The organism is Pseudomonas sp. BYT-1, from assembly GCF_023611805.1.
In the GTDB taxonomy this organism is placed as follows: domain Bacteria; phylum Pseudomonadota; class Gammaproteobacteria; order Pseudomonadales; family Pseudomonadaceae; genus Aquipseudomonas; species Aquipseudomonas guariconensis.
Window position 1 is genome coordinate 877079 of sequence record NZ_CP072559.1, and the last position, 17134, is coordinate 894212.

The following is a 17134-nucleotide window of genomic DNA, read 5'->3' on the forward strand; positions in this document are numbered from 1 at the left end:
GGCGTGCGAGTGGATTACTCGGCAGCGCCTTCAGCAGCGTCAGCGGCTACGCGCGGGGCGTGGACGTTGGCAACAGCTTTGTCATCACCGTGGGCCAGAGCGACGAACTCTACGCCTTTCGGAGCTTTCAGGTCCGACAGGTGGATGATGGTGCCGATTTCAGCCTTGGCCAGGTCGACTTCGATGAACTCAGGCAGGTCTTTGGCTTCGCAGGAAACTTCGATCTCGGCTTCTACGTGGGAGATCTCGCCGCCTTTCTTGACCGGGGCTTCTTCGTTGATGAAGTGAACCGGTACCTTGGCGGTCAGCTTCTGGCCAGCAACGACGCGAACGAAGTCGGCGTGCATGATGAAGCCTTTGGCTGGGTGACGCTGCAGGGCCTTGACGACGACGTTCTGCTTGGTGCCGTCGACGTTCAGTTCCAGAACGTGGCTGAAGGCAGCTTCGTTATCGAACAGCTTGGTGATTTCCTTGGCCAGGATGGTCAGGGATTGGGCTTCTTTGCCACCACCGTAGACAACGGCTGGGATGTTGGCGGAATGACGCAGGCGGCGGCTCGCACCTTTCCCCAGGTCAGTACGCGCTTGGGCGTTCAGGATGAAATCGGTCATTTTGTATCTCCAAAATAGCCTCCCGTATGGCGTTTGCGACCAGCGCCATCGGGATTGGCAAAAAAGCCCCGCCCCGACAAGATGCCGGGGCGGGGCGCTTTTCGTCAGCGAGCGTTCCGCTTAGCGGAACATCGCGCTGATCGATTCTTCGTTGCTGATGCGGCGAACCGCTTCAGCGACAACCGGTGCGATATCCAGCTGGCGGATACGGTCACAGGCTTGAGCAGCGGCGGACAGCGGGATGGTGTTGGTCACCACCAGCTCGTCCAGCACCGACTTCTCGATGTTCTCGATCGCACGGCCCGACAGTACCGGGTGCGTGCAGTAGGCGTAGACCTTGGCCGCGCCGTGGTCTTTCAGGGCCTTGGCCGCGTTGCACAGGGTACCGGCGGTATCGACCATGTCGTCTACCAGGATGCAGGTGCGTCCTTCGACGTCGCCGATGATGTGCATCACTTCGGAGTGATTGGCCTTTTCACGGCGCTTGTCGATGATACCCAGGTCGACACCCAGGGACTTGGCGACGGCACGTGCGCGCACGACACCACCGATGTCCGGGGAGACGATCATCAGGTTCTCGAAACGCTGGTCTTCGATGTCGTCGACCAGTACGGGCGAGCCGTAGATGTTGTCGACGGGAATATCGAAGAAGCCCTGGATCTGGTCAGCGTGCAGGTCGACAGTGAGTACACGGTCGATACCCACGACAGTGAGCATGTCAGCGACGACTTTGGCGCTGATGGCTACACGTGCCGAACGCGGACGGCGGTCCTGGCGGGCGTATCCGAAGTAAGGAATCACGGCAGTGATTCGTGACGCTGAGGAGCGGCGGAAGGCGTCGGCCATCACTACCAGTTCCATCAGATTGTCGTTGGTAGGGGCACAGGTTGGCTGAATGATGAAAACGTCCTTACCACGAACATTTTCATTGATCTCAGCACTGATTTCGCCGTCGGAGAATTTACCGACAGAAACATCACCCAGTGGAATATGCAGCTGACGTACGACACGCCGAGCCAGATCGGGGTTGGCATTCCCCGTGAAGACCATCATCTTGGACACGCGCAGTACCTGAAGGCTGAGGGTAACCTGGATGAGTATAAGGAAAATGGCAGGGGCGGCTGGATTCGAACCAACGCATGGCAGGATCAAAACCTGCTGCCTTACCGCTTGGCGACGCCCCTGTATCTGTTGCTGCGAGTACCGAATACTCGACTTCTAGAGCAGGCTCTGTAGCTTGCGATGCAACATCGAAATGTTGCTTCCCTTTGCCACAAACCCTGTTTGGGTCTCTGAAAGAAGGGCCAGAACTTTATCAGCTTCGGCTTTGCTTGGGAAGGCCCCAAACACACAACTTCCAGTGCCGGTTAGACGAGCTTCAGTGTATTTACCCAGCAGATTCAACGCATTGCGAACTTCTGGATAACCTTGCTCTACCACCGGTTGGCAGTCATTTCGACTGTTTCCCTCGGGAACGGGGCGCATCTTAAGGGGGAGGGAATCACGTGTCAACTCTGGATGCGAAAAAATTTCCGCTGTGCTGACAGACACTTGCGGCACCAGTACGACGTACCAGGGCTCTTCGGGGTCCACCGGGGTCAGTTGCTCACCCACACCTTGGGCGAAGGCGGCGTGGCCGCGGACGAACACCGGTACATCGGCGCCAAGCCCCAGGCCCAGGCCGGCCAGGCGGTCTTCGTCCCAGCCCAGTTGCCACAGATGATTGAGGGCCAGCAGCGTGGTCGCGGCGTTGGAGCTGCCGCCACCGATGCCGCCGCCCATGGGCAAGATCTTGTCCAGCCAGATGTCGACGCCGAGCGCGCAGCCTGATTGTTGTTGCAGCTTGCGTGCAGCTTTCACGATCAGATTGCTGTCGTGGGGCACGCCGGCGATTTCGGTGCGCAAGTGGATCTGGCCATCGTCACGCAGGCTGTAGTGCAGCTGATCGGCATGGTCGAGAAACTGGAACACGGTTTCCAGCTCGTGGTAACCGTCTGGGCGGCGACCGATGATATGCAGCCACAGGTTGAGCTTGGCCGGGGCGGGAAGGGTGAGCGTGGCCATCGATCAATGCCCCAGCTGACGTGGCTGCCAGTCCTTGACCACCAGGGTGACGTCCAGGTCCTGGCCGTGCAGCTTCAGGCGTTCAGGTAGCCAGTAGCCGTTCTGTTGGGTGTAGCTCAGGTACTGCACCTGCCAGCCGTCCTGGGTCAGGCTGGCCAGGCGGCTGTCGCCATCCAGGGTCAGTTGGCTCTTGCTGTCGGGGGCAGGCAGGCCACGGACCCACCAGACCAAATGCGAGACCGGCAATTGCCAGCCCAGCTGTTCTTCGAGCAGTGCCTCGGGGCTTGGGGCTTCGTAGCGGCCCTGGTTGGCCACCTCCAGGACCACGCCGCCGGGGCGTCCGGTCAGGCGTGCCGCCCCGCGACCCAGGGGGCCGGCTAGGCGGATGTCGTAGTAGTCCTGGCGTTGCAGCCAGAACAAGGTACCACTGCCCGAATCACGGGGGGCGCGAATGCCGACCTTGCCGTTGATCTGCCAGCCGTCGAGGTTGCTCAGTTGCTCTTTATGGGCGCGCCACAACTGTGGATCGCCGTGGCCTTGCAGGGATTCACGGCTACCGAATCCGGCGCAGCCGGCCAGCAGGGCGATCAGGGTAAAGGTGATGCAATGACGCAGGAACATGGTTTACAGGGTCTCTGATCCGGTCAGGCGCAGGAGAGTCTTGCGCAGGATTTGGCTGTCGGGTTGGCCCTCGAAGGCCTTGGCCCAGACCTGGCGGGCTTCGCGGCGTTTGCCGTTGGCCCAGAGCACTTCACCCAGGTGGGCTGCTACTTCGTGGTCGGGGAAGCGCGCCAGGGCCTGGCGCAGCAGGCGTTCAGCTTCGTCGAGGTTGCCCATGCGGTAGTTGACCCAGCCCAGGCTGTCGAGCACAGCGGGGTCGTCCGGGGTGAGCTGGTGGGCTTTTTCGATCAGCGCCTTGGCTTCGGCGTAGCGCGTGGTGCGGTCGGCAAGGGTGTAGCCGAGCGCGTTCAGGGCCATGGCGTTTTCCGGTTCGCGCTGGATGATGGCGCGCAGGTCTTTTTCCATTTGCCCCAGGTCATCGCGCTTCTCCGCCAGCATGGCGCGGGTATAAAGCAGGTTGAGGTCATCCGGGTAGCGCTTGATCGCCTGGGCCAGGACTTGTTCAGCCTGGGCTTCCTTGGCGTTGTTGCCGTAGCTTTCCGCCTCGATCAGGTACAGCTGGATGGCGTAGTCCGGCTGGGCCTCTCGGGCTTCGCCGAGCAGGCGCGACGCCTCGCTGGAGCGGCCGTTAGCGATGAGGATGTCGGCCTGGCGCAATTGCGCCGGCAGGTAATCGGGGCCAGGGCCTACCAGGGCGTATTCACGCAGGGCGGCCTCGGGATCGCCGCGCTCTTCGTGCAGGCGGCCCAGGTTCAGGTGTGCGGCGTCGACATTGCTGTCGCGCTCCACCAGCTCCTGCAGATACCCCTCGGCCTCGTCCCAGTTCTTGGTTTCCAGGCAGACCAGAGCGAGCGAATAGCGCAGCTCGTCATCTTCGGGGTACTGCTGAAGCAGGCTCTCGAATTCGGCCTTGGCATCTGCCATGCGGTCCTGCTCGACCAGAGTGCGGGCGTAGGTCAGGCGCAGGCGCTTGTCGTCGGGATTGTCGCGAATAGCCCCGCGCAGCAGTGGCAAAGCCTCCGAACCACGGTCCAGGGTCTGCAGCAGACGGGCGCGCAGCAACACCGGGGCGACTTCGCCGTTTTGCGGCGGGTGCGATTCGAGTAGTTCGAGGGCTTGCTCGGTCTTGCCATCCTGGTTCAGCAACAGTGCTTTGCCAAACACCAACTGGCCGTTGTCCGGATACTTGACCAACAGGCGGTCGAAGCTTTGCAACAAGCCGTCGCGGGTGTTCTGGTCGGTTTCGGCTGCGGACAGCGCGAGGAAGTCGAAGTGGGTGTCGCCCTGGCCCTGGAGGACCTTTTCCATGTAGGCCATGGATTCGTCGTAGCGTCCGGCGCGGGCCAGTTGAATGGCCGCGGCCCGTTGAGCGTCGAGGTTCTGCGCATCGTTGCGTGCCCAGATCATCGCGGTGTCCAGCGCGGGCTCGTCGGCACCGAGGTATTCGGCGATGCGGTAGGCGCGTTCGGAGACGGCTGGGTCCTGGGTCTTCTCAGCCTGGTCGACATAGTTGGCCAGGGCAATGTCAAAGCGGTTACGTTGCCCGGCCAGTTCCGCTACCAGCAGGCTGTAGAGCGTTTCCTCTTTGAACGAGCCGTACACCACAGGCTTTTCCGGTGCGCTTTTGCCTGCCGCGGCAACGGGCGACGCGGCCTCGTTCTTCTGCGGGGCCAGGCTTTGGCAGCCCTGGAGCAGGGCGAGAGCAAGCAACAATGCGTAGGACTTGTTCATAAAGAAGGCTTTGGATACCGGCGGTCGGAGCATGATGACACAAGCGCGATGGCAAACCCACCTGCGAAGGTCGAGGTTGCGAGGTTTCGGATTGTTCGGACCATTCTATTAGCGGGTTGTTCTGGACTTTCGAAATCACCGGACCAAAATCCCAATCCCAATCCCAATCCCAATCCCAATCCCAATCCCAATCCCAATCCCAATCCCAATCCCAATCCCAATCCCGCTTTTGCTTTTAATTGCACAAATTAGTTCAGGCGCCGCCAATCGCGACTTCAGGAGGCCGAGTGCAGGTGCCTGTAGGGGCAGGCGCGCAGCGCCCTTCGGCGTCAGCCGAAGTTGCGAGATGGAGACTTGCGAAGCAAGTCGGAGGCCGCGAAGCCCCGGAAGGCGCCGGAGCGGAGGGGACCCCGGAGCGCAGCGTAGGGGCCGGATGCAGGAGCAAGCGGTTTTTGCCTCCTTTTTGTCAAGACAAAAAGGAGGTCGCCGTAAGGGCGAAAAGGTGAGTCTGCGCCGGCGCAGGGAACGGATATTCACACGCTGTAAATGCCCACCGGCGGTGTTTGGGCCATCGTGCACCAAAAAGCCAAAGCCAAAGCCAAAGCCAAAGCCAAAGCCGATAGGGTGAGAGCGAGGGCTGTCAGTCACTGTATGAGCTCGTAGCGTCTGGCCGGCGCAACGGCCCGCCACCGTCGATAGCCCTCGGGTATCGCGACAATAGCGAACGGTGGTTGTTCTGAAACCTGCGAAGTAGGACAATTATCGGCTTCTCGTCACAACCAGCGACCTTGCATGGCCTTTCTTGCACTTGGTATCAACCATAAGACTGCCTCGGTAGACGTACGCGAGCGCGTGGCGTTTACGCCAGAGCAGCTGGTCGATGCCCTGCAGCAGCTTTGCCGACTGACCGCCAGCCGTGAGGCGGCGATCCTGTCGACTTGCAACCGCAGTGAACTCTATATCGAACAGGACCACCTGGCCGCCGACGCCGTGCTGCAGTGGCTGGCCGAGTATCATCAGCTCAACCTCGAAGAGCTGCGTGCCAGCGCCTATATCCACGAAGAGCATGATGCGGTCAGGCACATGATGCGTGTGGCCTCGGGCCTGGATTCGCTGGTGCTGGGCGAGCCACAGATTCTCGGCCAGATGAAGTCGGCCTACGCCGTGGCCCGCGAGGCCGGGACCATCGGCCCGCTGCTCGGGCGCCTGTTCCAGGCCACGTTCAGTGCTGCCAAGCAAGTGCGCACCGACACCGCCATCGGCGAGAACCCGGTTTCCGTAGCCTTCGCCGCCGTCAGCCTGGCCAAGCAGATCTTCAGCGACCTGGGTCGCAGCCAGGCGCTGCTGATCGGCGCTGGCGAGACCATCACCCTGGTCGCCCGCCACCTCCATGAGCAGGGTGTACGGCGTATCGTCGTGGCCAACCGTACCCTGGAGCGCGCCAGCATCCTGGCCGAACAGTTCGGTGCCCATGCGGTGCTGCTTTCGGACATCCCTCAGGAGCTGGCCAACAGCGACATCGTCATCAGTTCCACCGCCAGCCAGTTGCCGATCCTCGGCAAGGGCGCGGTGGAAAGCGCCTTGAAGCAGCGTCGGCACAAGCCCATCTTCATGGTCGATATCGCCGTGCCAAGGGACATCGAACCGCAGGTTGGCGAGCTCGATGACGTCTACCTATATACGGTCGATGACCTGCATGACGTCGTTGCGGAAAACCTCAAGAGCCGCCAAGGCGCGGCCCAGGCTGCCGAGGAGCTGGTATCGGTCGGTGCCGAGGATTTCATGGCGCGCCTGCGCGAGCTGGCCGCGGTGGATGTGCTCAAGGCCTATCGCCAGCAAAGCGAGCGCCTGCGCGACGAAGAACTGCAAAAGGCCCAGCGCCTGCTGGCCAATGGCGGCAATCCCGAAGAGGTACTGGCCCAGCTGGCCCGGGGGCTGACCAACAAATTGCTGCATGCGCCCAGCGTGCAATTGAAAAAGCTCTCCGCCGAAGGCCGCCTCGATGCGCTGGCCATGGCCCAGGAACTCTTTGCCCTCAACGAGGGCTCGACGGACAAAACCCCGCAATGAAAGCGTCGCTGCTCAATAAACTGGACACGCTCCAGGACCGCTTCGAAGAACTCACCGCTCTGTTGGGCGATGCCGAGGTCATTTCCGACCAGACCCGTTTCCGCGCTTATTCGCGTGAATACGCCGAAGTCGAGCCGGTCATCGACGCCTATAAAGAGTGGCGAAAGGTCCAGGACGATCTGGCCGGCGCTCAGGCGCTGCTCAAGGACAGCGACCCGGACTTGCGCGAAATGGCTGTCGAGGAAGTGCGTGAGGCCAAGGAGCAACTGGTCGGCCTGGAGGCCCGGTTGCAGCGCATGTTGCTGCCCAAGGACCCCAACGACGGGCGCAACGTGTTCCTCGAGATCCGCGCCGGTACCGGTGGCGACGAGGCGGCGATCTTCTCGGGCGACTTGTTCCGCATGTATTCGCGTTACGCCGAAAAGCGCGGCTGGCGTCTGGAGATTCTCTCCGAGAACGAAGGCGAGCACGGCGGCTACAAGGAGATCATCGCCCGGGTCGAAGGCGACAGTGTCTACGGCAAGCTCAAATTCGAATCTGGCGCACATCGCGTGCAACGAGTGCCGGAGACCGAATCGCAAGGGCGTATCCACACCTCCGCCTGCACCGTGGCGGTCTTGCCGGAGCCGGATGAACAGGTCGCCATCGAGATCAACCCGGCCGACCTTCGTATCGATACCTACCGCGCCTCGGGCGCCGGTGGTCAGCACGTCAACAAGACCGACTCGGCGATTCGCATCACCCACCTGCCTACCGGCATCGTGGTCGAATGCCAGGAGGAGCGGTCGCAGCACAAGAACCGTGCCCGGGCCATGTCCTGGCTGTCGGCCAAGCTCAATGACATGCAGACCAGCGCCGCGCAAAACGCCATTGCCACCGAGCGCAAGCTGCTGGTGGGCTCGGGCGATCGCTCCGAGCGTATCCGCACCTACAATTATCCACAGGGCCGGGTGACCGATCATCGCATCAACCTGACCCTGTACTCCCTGGATGACATTCTGGCCGGGGGCGTCGATGCGGTCATCGAACCCCTGCTCGCTGAATACCAGGCCGATCAGTTGGCCGCCCTGGGGGATTGAATGACCATCATCGCCAGCCTGCTGCGCGACGCGCAGTTGCCGGATTCCCCGACCGAGCGCCTGGACGTCGAGCTATTGCTCGCCGCAGCCCTGGGTAAGTCGCGCAGTTATCTGCACACCTGGCCAGAGCGAATCGTCAGCAGCGAGGCCGCCGAGACGTTCGCCGGCTACCTGGCGCGTCGCCGAGCCGGTGAGCCGGTGGCCTACATCCTGGGCCAGCAGGGTTTTTGGAAGCTCGATCTTGAAGTCGCGCCGCACACCCTGATCCCACGTCCGGAAACCGAGCTGCTGGTAGAAGCGGCGTTGGAGCTGCTGCCCGTGCGACCTGCGCGGGTGCTTGACCTGGGCACTGGCACCGGCGCCATTGCCCTGGCCCTGGCCAGCGAGTGCCCGGCCTGGCAGGTAACGGCACTGGACCGCGTGCCCGAAGCCGTGGCCCTGGCCGAGCGCAACCGCGATCGCCTTGGCCTGGCCAATGCCCAGGTACGCCTGAGCCACTGGTATGACGCCGTGGCTGGCGAGCGCTTCGACCTGATCCTGAGCAACCCTCCCTACATCGCTGCCGACGACCCGCATCTGGTCGCAGGCGATGTGCGCTTCGAGCCCAGCAGTGCCCTGGTGGCGGGGCAGGATGGCCTGGATGACCTGCGAGTGATCATCGCCCAGGCGCCGGATCACCTATCGGCCGGTGGCTGGCTGCTGCTCGAACACGGTTACGACCAGGCCTCGGCCGTGCGTGAGCTGCTCACCCGCCACGGCTTTATCGACGTGGCCAGCCGCCTGGACCTGGCCGGTCACGAACGCATTTCCATGGGACGACTGCCATGCTGAGTGATCAGGAACTGTTGCGCTACAGCCGGCAGATCCTGCTGGCCCAGGTGGATATCGACGGTCAGTTGCGGCTCAAGCGCAGCAAGGCGTTGGTCGTCGGGCTCGGGGGGCTAGGGTCGCCGGTTGCTCTGTACCTGGCCGCGGCCGGTGTCGGCGAGCTGCACTTGGCCGACTTCGACACCGTCGACCTGACCAACCTGCAACGCCAGGTCATCCATGACAGCGACAGCGTGGGCATGAGCAAGGTCGACTCGGCGTGCAAGCGTCTTGAGGCGATCAACCCCGAGGTCAAGCTGGTTGCGCACCGCGAGGCGCTGGACGAAGACTCCCTTGCCGCGGCCGTCGGCGCGGTCGACGTGGTGCTGGACTGCTCGGACAACTTCTCCACCCGCGAAGCGGTCAACGCCGCCTGTGTCGCAGCAGGCAAGCCGCTGGTCAGTGGTGCGGCGATCCGCCTGGAAGGGCAGCTGTCGGTGTTCGACCCCCGTCGTGACTACAGCCCCTGCTACCACTGCCTTTATGGCCATGGCAGCGAGGCTGAGCTGACGTGCAGCGAGGCGGGTGTGCTCGGTCCGTTGGTGGGCTTGGTGGGCAGCCTGCAAGCACTCGAGGCGATGAAACTGCTGGCCGGCTTCGGCGATCCTCTGGTGGGGCGCTTGCTGTTGATCGATGCGTTGGGCACACGCATGCGCGAGCTGCGGGTCAAGCGCGATCCGGCGTGTGCTGTCTGTGGCAGCCGGCATGGCTGAGCGTGCGGCGCCGGTCGGCGTGATGGATTCTGGGGTCGGCGGTCTGTCGGTGCTCGCCGAGATCCAGCGCCTGTTGCCCAACGAATCGCTCCTGTATGTCGCCGACAGCGGCCATGTGCCGTACGGCGAAAAGTCGCCGGACTATATCCGCCAGCGCTTGCGCCACATTGCCGGGTTCTTCCACGCTCAAGGTGCCAAGGCGATGGTCCTGGCCTGCAACACTGCGACCGTGGCGGCAGTGGCCGACCTGCGCGAGCTGTACCCGAATTGGCCTCTGGTGGGCATGGAGCCTGCGGTCAAGCCGGCCGCTGCAGCGACGCGCTCTGGCGTGGTCGGGGTGCTGGCCACCACCGGCACTTTGCAGAGCGCCAAGTTCGCTGCCTTGCTCGATCGTTTCGCCAACGATGTCCAGGTCATCACCCAGCCGTGTCCTGGCCTGGTGGAGCGCATCGAGGCGGGGGATCTCGACAGTCCACAGCTGCGCCAGTTGTTGCACGGCTATGTGCGGCCTTTGCTGGACGCAGGTTGCGACACGCTCATCCTTGGCTGCACCCATTACCCCTTCCTGCGTCCGCTGTTGGCCAGCATGGTGCCGGCGGATGTGGCCATCATCGATACCGGTGCCGCTGTGGCGCGGCAACTGCAGCGCTTGCTGGCGGCGCGGGACCTGCTGGCCGAGGGGCCAGCGCGTGACACCGCGTTCTGGACCAGCGCCGAACCACAGTCGCTGAACGACGTGCTGCCGCTGCTCTGGGGGCGTGCCGATCGGGTTCTGCCTTTTCCGCTGTAACCGAAGTGTGCTGCCCAAGGGGGCGCCTGCAGACGCTGGCTTAGCCTGCGATGGGGCGCCCCGCGCGCCACAGGCTCAATCCTTAAGACCTTGAAACGCCGCCAAGACCCGCTCACGACTGCTGCCCAGGTCCACGATCGGCTGCACGTATGACGCAGAAAATAAGTCCCCGCCGGCACCCGGTTCATGGATGGTTTTGTCATCGAGCCCCTGCAATTCCGGCAGCCAATGACGGATGAACTGCCCTTGCGGGTCGAAGCGGCGTGACTGGCTGACCGGGTTGAACAGACGGAAATAGGGCACTGCATCGGTCCCGGTGGAGGCACTCCATTGCCATCCACCATTGTTGGCGGCCAGATCGCCGTCGATCAGGTGTCGCATGAAATGCCGTTCGCCCAGGCGCCAGTCGATCAGCAGGTTTTTGCTCAGGAACATCGCCACGACCATGCGCAGACGATTGTGCATCCAGCCGGTGTGCAGCAATTGGCGCATGGCGGCATCGACGATCGGAAAACCGGTACGACCGGTTTTCCAGGCTTCCAAGTCTTCGGGGGCATCCCGCCAGGGCAGCGCTTCGGTGGGGGCGCGGAAGGCCCGGTGTCGAGAGACCTGTGGATAACCCACCAGGATGTGTTTGTAGAACTCCCGCCACAGCAGCTCGTTGATCCAGGTTTGTACACCTACGCTGCCGCTGTCCAATTCGCCCTGGTTCCCGCTCAAGGCAGCGTGCAGGCACTGGCGCGGCGATATCACGCCGGCGGCCAAGTATGGCGAGAGTTGGCTGGTGCCGGTCCGGGCGGGTAGGTCCCGTAGTTGAAGATAGTCCTCGACCGTCTCGTCGATGAAGCGGGTCAGGCGCCGATGGGCTTCGTTTTCTCCGGCTGGCCAGTGCTCGCGCACACTCCGCGGTGGGGACGGAAAACCGGTGAAGCCCTGGGGGAGGGGATCGCTGGCAATGCGCAGCGGTGCCTGACGTTTCACGGGAGGCGCCAGGCTTGGCAGGCTCAGATGCAGATGCTCAAGGCATGCCCGACGGAACTGGCCGAACACCTGGAAGTAGTGCCCGCTTCGGGTCAGCACCGAGCCTGGGCGAAGCAGCAGCTGATCCAGGTGGCCATGGGTGAGGATGCCCGCCTGCTCGAGCAGATCCTGGGTAGCGGCGTCACGCTGCTGCTCGTTCACGCCGTACTCTTCATTCCAATGCACCGCCTCGATCCGATGTTCTCGGCAGACCTCCAGCACCGCCTGGGGCGCCTGTCGCCAGGTGTCGACGTGGCGGATCAGCAAGGGGATATTCAGGCGCTCCAAGGACTGGCGCAGGGTCTGCAGGTTGCGCAACCAGAAATCGACCTTGCAGGGAGCATCGTCATGGGCGAGCCACTGGCCGGGGCTGGCCAGCCACAGGGCGAGGGTCGGCCCAAGGGCACAGGCCGCGCTCAGGGCGGTGTTGTCTTCGACGCGCAGGTCGCTGCGCAGCCAGATCAGTTGCAAAAGCGTTTCCTCAAAGTGATTGCAGCAGGCGCAGGGCTGCCAGGGGCGTGTCGAACAACTGCAAGCCCTCGACGTCGGATTCGACCAGGCGCGGGCCGTGCGCGAAGACAGTGCCACCACCGGCCAGCAGTGGGATGTCGATGCCGGTCAACGCTGCCTTGAACGAGCGGATGTCGACACGGGTGCCGAGGTAGAAGATCACCGCCCGTGGCCGCAGGGCTTGCACCGCGCGGTGCAGGCAGGGGCCGGTGAGCGGTTGTTCGAGCACCTCCACGGAGATCGCACTGTTGCCGAGCAACCAGGCGCACAGCCAAAGGTGCGGATCGAACGCGCCATCGCCGCAGGTTGTGATGAGCACGGCGGGGCCTGGCAGCGACAGGCTGTCGTGCTGAACGCGCGCGCCCAGCTTGCTACGCAGCCAGGTGTAGAAGAATGCTTGCTCGAGCCGGGCGTTGAAGTAGCTGCGCCAGCGTTGTTCCAGGCTGTCCAGCAGGGGCAGCAGCAATTGCTCGCACAAAGTGAAGGCCGGATACAGTGCCATCGCCTGGTTGAATTGCTGGTCGAGAGCATGATGTGAAAGCGAGGCGATGGCCTCGATCATCGCCTGTTCGCGTAATTGCCAGTCGCCCACCGGGGCAACGCTCGGCGGGCGTTCGAGCAGCTCGCGCACCTGGCCCACCGACGCGCCGCGTTCCAGCCAGCTCAGGATGGCGTGCACCCGCTCGACCTGTTCTGGCGGATAAAGGCGATGGCCTTTGGCGGTGCGCTGGGGTTTGAGCAAGCCATAACGCCGCTCCCAGGCCCGCAGCGTGATCGGGTTGACGCCTGTGCGCCGGGCCAGTTCGCCTATCGGCAGCAGGATTTCAGAGAGCATTGCGCAGGCCCAGGGGCGCGGGGTGTGGTTGCAGGTAAGCCTGTTGCAGCAGGTAAGGGTCGGGGTGGTTGCGCAGGTGATGCTTGAGCAAGGTCAGGGGCACCACCAACGGCACGATGCCTTGCTGGTACTGGCCGATGAGCTGCTGCAGTTCGTTGCGGTCGCCTTGTCCCAGAACATCTCTCAAGTAACCACTCAGGTGCTGCAAGACGTTGCCATGGGTGCCACGGCTGGCGCGACGGCGTAGCGCCTGCATCAGCGCGCTGAAATAACGGGGGCCGATGTCGAGCGGGTCGTCGTCACGGCGCATGCTGCCGAGCATTCGGCCCAGTTCGCGATAGGCCTGAGGATTGTTGGCCATGAGCAGGTATTTGTAGCGCGAGTGAAAGCGCACCAGGGCTCCGCGGTTCAGGCCCTGCGTCAGCAGATGCTGCCAGTCGGCATAGGCATAGACGCGGCTGATGAAGTTTTCCCGTAGTACCGGGTCGTGCAGGCGGCCTTCTTCTTCCACCGGAAGATCCGGGCGGCGCGCGCAAAATGCACTGGCGTATGCACCTTGCCCCGGCAGGCGGGAGAGCTGACCGTCGTGCTGATAGACCTTCACCCGCTCCAGGCCACAGGACGGCGACTTCTGCATGAAGATGTAACCGCACAGGTCATCGAGCGACTCGGCCATCTGCTCGCCATAGGCGCGCAGCGGGCCCGACAGGTCAGTGCCAGGGCTTTGGGGGGCTATCACTTCAGGGCGTTCAGGATCGCCGACCAGGCGGATAGCGGCGCGGGGAACGCCTAGACCAATGGCCACCTCAGGGCATACCGGAGCCCATTCGAAGTGATCTGCGAGCAACTCAAGGCACAGGGGAGAGGCCTTGTGACCGGCGTTGAAGCGCACGGATTGGCCGAGCAGACAGGCACTGATACCAATCCGCGGCTTGTCGGTGGGCGAAGCGATGTCCATGGCGGGTCTCCGGAAAACCTGTACGCTGATGTGCGTCTTGTACAGGTTCATTCCAGCACACCGAAAAACTTATGCAAGAGAAATTTTTTGTACAGCTCTGCGGATCGCGTTAATCGAGGTGCTCCAGCAGCCGCCGGGCAGCCTCCTGACCGCTGAGCCAGGCGCCTTCCACGCGGCCGGACAGGCACCAGTCCCCGCAGGCATACAACCCAAGGTCGGCATCGGCCAGGGCCCCCCACTCATGGTTGCCGGCCGGACGGGCATACAACCAGCGGTGCGCCAGGGCGAAGGTCGGTGGCGGCACGATGCAGCCAATCAACTCAGCGAATTCGCCCCACAGCTGCTCGATCACGTCCTCTTTGGGCAGGTCGATATGCTGCTTGCTCCAGTTCGAAGTGGCGTGCAGTACCCAGGTGTCGAGTTGTTCGTCGCGCCCAGGCTTGCTGCGGTTGCGGGCCAGCCAGTCGAGCGGGTTGTCCTGTACGAAGCAGCCCTGCATGGGCGTATCGAGGGCGGTCTGGAAAGCCAGCGCGACGGCCCAGGTAGGCTCCATCTGCACGCCAGCGGCCACGGCGGCGAGCTTGGGCGTCGCGGCCAGCAGCGGTGTCGCCTGGGGCGCGGGCACCGCGATCACCACACGGCTGAAGGGGCCGTGGCTGCACCCTTCGGTGTCCTGCAGGTGCCAGTATTGTTTGCCACGGAAGACTTCGGCGATGCGGCAGCCGAAGTTCACCGTCACGTCCTTGAGCAGGCCGCGGGTGATGGCGCTCATGCGCGGCACACCGACCCAGCGCGTCTGTTCGTCGGGTGAGGGGGTCAGTTCGCCGTCTCGGTAGTTGTACAGCTGAGGCTTCCACTGCTGCACCCAGCCGGCCTCGACCCATTGATGGACCTGCTCGACGAAACGCCGGTCACGGGCGGTGAAGTACTGCGCACCCAAGTCCAGTGCGCCCGCTTCGCTGCGTTTGCTGGCCATGCGGCCGCCGCTGCCGTGGCCCTTGTCGAACAAGTGGACCGTCTGCCCGGCTTTCTGCAGAGCCTGGGCGGCGGAAAGGCCGGCGATACCGGCACCGATGATGGCAATAGGTACTGTCATGATGGCCTCTTCGAACCTTGCTGTAAGCAGACTACGCTGTTAGGCAAACCTGTACAATGCACAAAATTTGTATAAGGTTATACCGCTCGATAGGGCAGGTTGGCCTATGTTTAATCCGAGAGCATCCGGTCTAAAAAGTGCCTTGTTCTTAAAAATAGACCACGGCCGCAACTTGCGAGGACACAGCCATGCATATATTGCTGACCGGCGGTACTGGCTTGATCGGCCGGCACCTCTGCCAGTACTGGCTCGGCCAGGGCCATCGCCTGACCGTATGGAGCCGTCGCCCCGAGCAGGTCGCTAAAATCTGCGGCACCGGCGTGCGCGGCATCGCCCGACTGGAAGACCTGGCAGCGGACGAGGAGGTCGACGCGGTGATCAACCTGGCCGGCGCACCGATCGCCGACCGTCCTTGGACTGCCTCGCGACGGACCCTGCTGTGGGCCAGCCGCATCACCCTCACCGAGCAGCTGCTGGCGTGGCTGGAGAGCCGTGAGCAGCGCCCCGAGGTGCTGATATCGGGGTCCGCGGTGGGCTGGTACGGCGACGGTGGCGAGCGGGAACTGACCGAGGCCTCGCCTCCGGTGAAGGAAGATTTCGCCAGCCAGCTGTGCATCGCCTGGGAGGAAACCGCCCAGCGTGCGCAACGGCTGGGCATTCGCGTGGTGCTGGTGCGAACCGGGCTGGTGCTGGCCAGCGACGGCGGCTTTTTGTCGCGCCTGCGCCTGCCGTTCAAGCTGGGGCTGGGCGGGCCTTTGGGAGATGGTCGGCAATGGATGCCCTGGGTCCATATAGAAGACCAGGTCGGCTTGATTGATTTTCTCTTGCAGCACAAGGACACCACCGGTCCCTATAATGCCTGCGCGCCAGAGCCGGTGCGCAACCGCGAATTCGCCAAGCGTCTGGGGCGTGCCCTGCATCGGCCTGCCTTCATGCCGACACCGGCGCTACTGCTCAGGGCGGGCCTGGGCGAGCTTTCGACGCTGCTGCTTGGCGGACAACGGGCGCGCCCGGTCCGCTTGCTGGCGGCAGGATTCACATTCCGTTTCAACGATCTGCAATCGGCCCTGGACGACCTGTCCAGCCGCCTCTGACATAGGATGCTGCATGACCGATCACGCCTTGCTACTGGTCAACCTGGGTTCGCCGGCCTCCACCTCGGTTGCCGACGTGCGCCGTTACCTCAACCAGTTCCTCATGGACCCCTACGTGATCGACCTGCCGTGGCCTGTGCGTCGTCTGCTGGTGTCGCTGATCCTGATCAAGCGACCGGAGCAGTCGGCCCACGCCTACGCCTCGATCTGGTGGGACGAGGGCTCGCCCCTCGTGGTCCTGACCCGACGCCTGCAAGCGGCCATGGTCGAGCATTGGCCCCATGGCCCGGTGGAGATCGCCATGCGCTATGGCCAGCCGGCCTTGCCCGAGGTGCTGGAGCGTCTGGCGGCCCAGGGTGTGCGCAAGGTTACCCTGGCGCCGCTTTATCCACAGTTCGCCGACAGTACCGTGACCACGGTGGTGGAGCTGGCCAAGCAGACCATCGCAAATCGTCAGCTGCCATTGCAGATGCGCGTGCTGCAGCCGTTCTATGATCACCCCGACTACATCGATGCCTTGGTGGCCAGCGCCAAGCCGTATCTTGAGCAGGGCTACGATCACCTGCTGCTGAGCTTCCACGGCTTGCCCGAGCGACATCTGAAGAAGCTCGACCCGACCGGCAAGCATGACTTCCAGGCCGCCGATTGCTGCAAGAATGCCGATGCCCAGACCCGTGCGATCTGCTATCGCGGTCAATGCCTGGCCACGGCCAAGGCGTTCGCGCAAAAGATGGGGATCGCCGATGGCAAGTGGTCAGTGTCGTTCCAGTCACGCCTGGGGCGTGCCAAGTGGATCGAGCCCTATACCGAGACGCGTCTGGATGAGCTGGGCAAGGCTGGGGTGAAGAAGCTGCTGGTGATGTGCCCGGCGTTCGTCGCCGATTGCATCGAGACGCTGGAGGAGATTGGTCAGCGCGGCAGTGAGCAATTCATCGAGGCGGGAGGTCAGGAGTTGGTGCTGGTGCCATGTCTGAACGACCACCCGCAGTGGGTGAAGGTGCTGGCAGGGATGTGCGAAAAGGCCTGACTTTCTAAACACCTGTTCGGCCTCTTCACGAGTAAACCCGCGAGGAGG

16 protein-coding genes and 1 tRNA gene are annotated in these 17134 nt (G+C 63.2%); 7 read left to right on the forward strand and 10 right to left on the reverse strand.

Annotated elements, in window-relative coordinates:
- Positions 1 to 14 precede the first annotated feature (14 nt).
- The 6 genes from J5X93_RS03965 to J5X93_RS03990 form a co-directional block, all read right to left on the reverse strand.
- Complete coding sequence (locus tag J5X93_RS03965) at positions 15 to 611, reverse strand: 50S ribosomal protein L25/general stress protein Ctc (RefSeq protein WP_043214913.1); 597 nt, start codon at positions 609 to 611, stop codon at positions 15 to 17.
- Between the two features lie 120 nt (positions 612 to 731).
- Positions 732 to 1673, reverse strand: coding sequence for a ribose-phosphate pyrophosphokinase (locus tag J5X93_RS03970; RefSeq protein WP_043214915.1), 942 nt, complete (start codon positions 1671 to 1673; stop codon positions 732 to 734).
- A 47-nt stretch (positions 1674 to 1720) separates the two neighbouring features.
- Positions 1721 to 1795: transfer RNA gene (locus J5X93_RS03975), tRNA-Gln, on the reverse strand.
- A 34-nt stretch (positions 1796 to 1829) separates the two neighbouring features.
- Complete coding sequence (gene ispE, locus J5X93_RS03980) at positions 1830 to 2675, reverse strand: 4-(cytidine 5'-diphospho)-2-C-methyl-D-erythritol kinase (RefSeq protein WP_250034456.1); 846 nt, start codon at positions 2673 to 2675, stop codon at positions 1830 to 1832.
- A 3-nt stretch (positions 2676 to 2678) separates the two neighbouring features.
- Positions 2679 to 3296: a lipoprotein insertase outer membrane protein LolB gene (gene lolB / locus J5X93_RS03985; RefSeq protein WP_043214919.1), complete on the reverse strand. Its 618-nt coding sequence runs from the start codon at positions 3294 to 3296 to the stop codon at positions 2679 to 2681.
- Positions 3297 to 3299: 3 nt separating this feature from the next.
- On the reverse strand, positions 3300 to 5027 hold the full coding sequence (locus tag J5X93_RS03990; protein WP_090345209.1) for a tetratricopeptide repeat protein: 1728 nt from the start codon (positions 5025 to 5027) through the stop codon (positions 3300 to 3302).
- Between the two features lie 792 nt (positions 5028 to 5819).
- Between J5X93_RS03990 and hemA the strand changes: the two genes are divergently transcribed.
- From hemA to murI, 5 genes are read left to right on the forward strand one after another with little or no spacing between them, the layout of a single operon-like run.
- Entirely contained in the window at positions 5820 to 7097 is a 1278-nt protein-coding gene (gene hemA / locus J5X93_RS03995; protein WP_043215333.1) for a glutamyl-tRNA reductase, read from the forward strand.
- A complete protein-coding gene (gene prfA / locus J5X93_RS04000) occupies positions 7094 to 8176 on the forward strand; it encodes a peptide chain release factor 1 (RefSeq protein ID WP_043215331.1) in 1083 nt (360 codons plus the stop codon). The genes hemA and prfA overlap by 4 nt, the downstream gene beginning before the upstream one ends.
- Positions 8177 to 9007 carry a peptide chain release factor N(5)-glutamine methyltransferase gene (gene prmC, locus J5X93_RS04005; protein WP_182817185.1) on the forward strand — a complete coding sequence of 277 codons (831 nt, stop codon included), beginning with the start codon at positions 8177 to 8179 and terminating at the stop codon, positions 9005 to 9007.
- Positions 9001 to 9756, forward strand: coding sequence for a molybdopterin-synthase adenylyltransferase MoeB (locus tag J5X93_RS04010; RefSeq protein ID WP_043215329.1), 756 nt, complete (start codon positions 9001 to 9003; stop codon positions 9754 to 9756). The genes prmC and J5X93_RS04010 overlap by 7 nt, the downstream gene beginning before the upstream one ends.
- Entirely contained in the window at positions 9749 to 10546 is a 798-nt protein-coding gene (murI, locus tag J5X93_RS04015; RefSeq protein ID WP_102081215.1) for a glutamate racemase, read from the forward strand. The genes J5X93_RS04010 and murI overlap by 8 nt, the downstream gene beginning before the upstream one ends.
- Positions 10547 to 10621: 75 nt before the next feature.
- On the opposite strand, the gene phrB is transcribed toward murI, so the two are convergent.
- From phrB to J5X93_RS04035, 4 genes are all read right to left on the reverse strand, one after another.
- Positions 10622 to 12037, reverse strand: a complete 1416-nt coding sequence (gene phrB, locus J5X93_RS04020) for a deoxyribodipyrimidine photo-lyase (protein WP_043215324.1) — start codon at positions 12035 to 12037, stop codon at positions 10622 to 10624.
- 10 nt (positions 12038 to 12047) lie between these two features.
- Positions 12048 to 12911 (reverse strand): MerR family transcriptional regulator, encoded by an 864-nt coding sequence (locus J5X93_RS04025; RefSeq protein ID WP_250034457.1) that lies wholly within the window; start codon positions 12909 to 12911, stop codon positions 12048 to 12050.
- On the reverse strand, positions 12901 to 13869 hold the full coding sequence (locus J5X93_RS04030; RefSeq protein ID WP_070576948.1) for a YbgA family protein: 969 nt from the start codon (positions 13867 to 13869) through the stop codon (positions 12901 to 12903). Before J5X93_RS04030 ends, J5X93_RS04025 begins: the two co-directional genes overlap by 11 nt.
- Positions 13870 to 13978: 109 nt before the next feature.
- Positions 13979 to 14965 (reverse strand): NAD(P)/FAD-dependent oxidoreductase, encoded by a 987-nt coding sequence (locus J5X93_RS04035; protein ID WP_043215317.1) that lies wholly within the window; start codon positions 14963 to 14965, stop codon positions 13979 to 13981.
- 188 nt (positions 14966 to 15153) lie between these two features.
- Between J5X93_RS04035 and J5X93_RS04040 the strand changes: the two genes are divergently transcribed.
- Positions 15154 to 16059 carry a TIGR01777 family oxidoreductase gene (locus J5X93_RS04040; RefSeq protein WP_070576949.1) on the forward strand — a complete coding sequence of 302 codons (906 nt, stop codon included), beginning with the start codon at positions 15154 to 15156 and terminating at the stop codon, positions 16057 to 16059.
- 13 nt (positions 16060 to 16072) lie between these two features.
- Positions 16073 to 17086 carry a ferrochelatase gene (gene hemH, locus J5X93_RS04045; protein WP_250034458.1) on the forward strand — a complete coding sequence of 338 codons (1014 nt, stop codon included), beginning with the start codon at positions 16073 to 16075 and terminating at the stop codon, positions 17084 to 17086.
- Positions 17087 to 17134: the final 48 nt, after the last annotated feature.

Coding starts and splice junctions, on each gene's coding strand:
- prfA (WP_043215331.1), top strand. CDS start 7,094: ATGAAAGCGTCGCTGCTCAATAAACTGGACACGCTCCAGGACCGCTTC.
- J5X93_RS04040 (WP_070576949.1), top strand. CDS start 15,154: ATGCATATATTGCTGACCGGCGGTACTGGCTTGATCGGCCGGCACCTC.
- prmC (WP_182817185.1), top strand. CDS start 8,177: ATGACCATCATCGCCAGCCTGCTGCGCGACGCGCAGTTGCCGGATTCC.
- J5X93_RS03990 (WP_090345209.1), bottom strand. CDS start 5,027: ATGAACAAGTCCTACGCATTGTTGCTTGCTCTCGCCCTGCTCCAGGGC.
- hemA (WP_043215333.1), top strand. CDS start 5,820: ATGGCCTTTCTTGCACTTGGTATCAACCATAAGACTGCCTCGGTAGAC.
- ispE (WP_250034456.1), bottom strand. CDS start 2,675: ATGGCCACGCTCACCCTTCCCGCCCCGGCCAAGCTCAACCTGTGGCTG.
- J5X93_RS04030 (WP_070576948.1), bottom strand. CDS start 13,869: ATGGACATCGCTTCGCCCACCGACAAGCCGCGGATTGGTATCAGTGCC.
- J5X93_RS03965 (WP_043214913.1), bottom strand. CDS start 611: ATGACCGATTTCATCCTGAACGCCCAAGCGCGTACTGACCTGGGGAAA.
- lolB (WP_043214919.1), bottom strand. CDS start 3,296: ATGTTCCTGCGTCATTGCATCACCTTTACCCTGATCGCCCTGCTGGCC.
- J5X93_RS04025 (WP_250034457.1), bottom strand. CDS start 12,911: ATGCTCTCTGAAATCCTGCTGCCGATAGGCGAACTGGCCCGGCGCACA.
- hemH (WP_250034458.1), top strand. CDS start 16,073: ATGACCGATCACGCCTTGCTACTGGTCAACCTGGGTTCGCCGGCCTCC.
- J5X93_RS04010 (WP_043215329.1), top strand. CDS start 9,001: ATGCTGAGTGATCAGGAACTGTTGCGCTACAGCCGGCAGATCCTGCTG.
- J5X93_RS04035 (WP_043215317.1), bottom strand. CDS start 14,965: ATGACAGTACCTATTGCCATCATCGGTGCCGGTATCGCCGGCCTTTCC.
- murI (WP_102081215.1), top strand. CDS start 9,749: ATGGCTGAGCGTGCGGCGCCGGTCGGCGTGATGGATTCTGGGGTCGGC.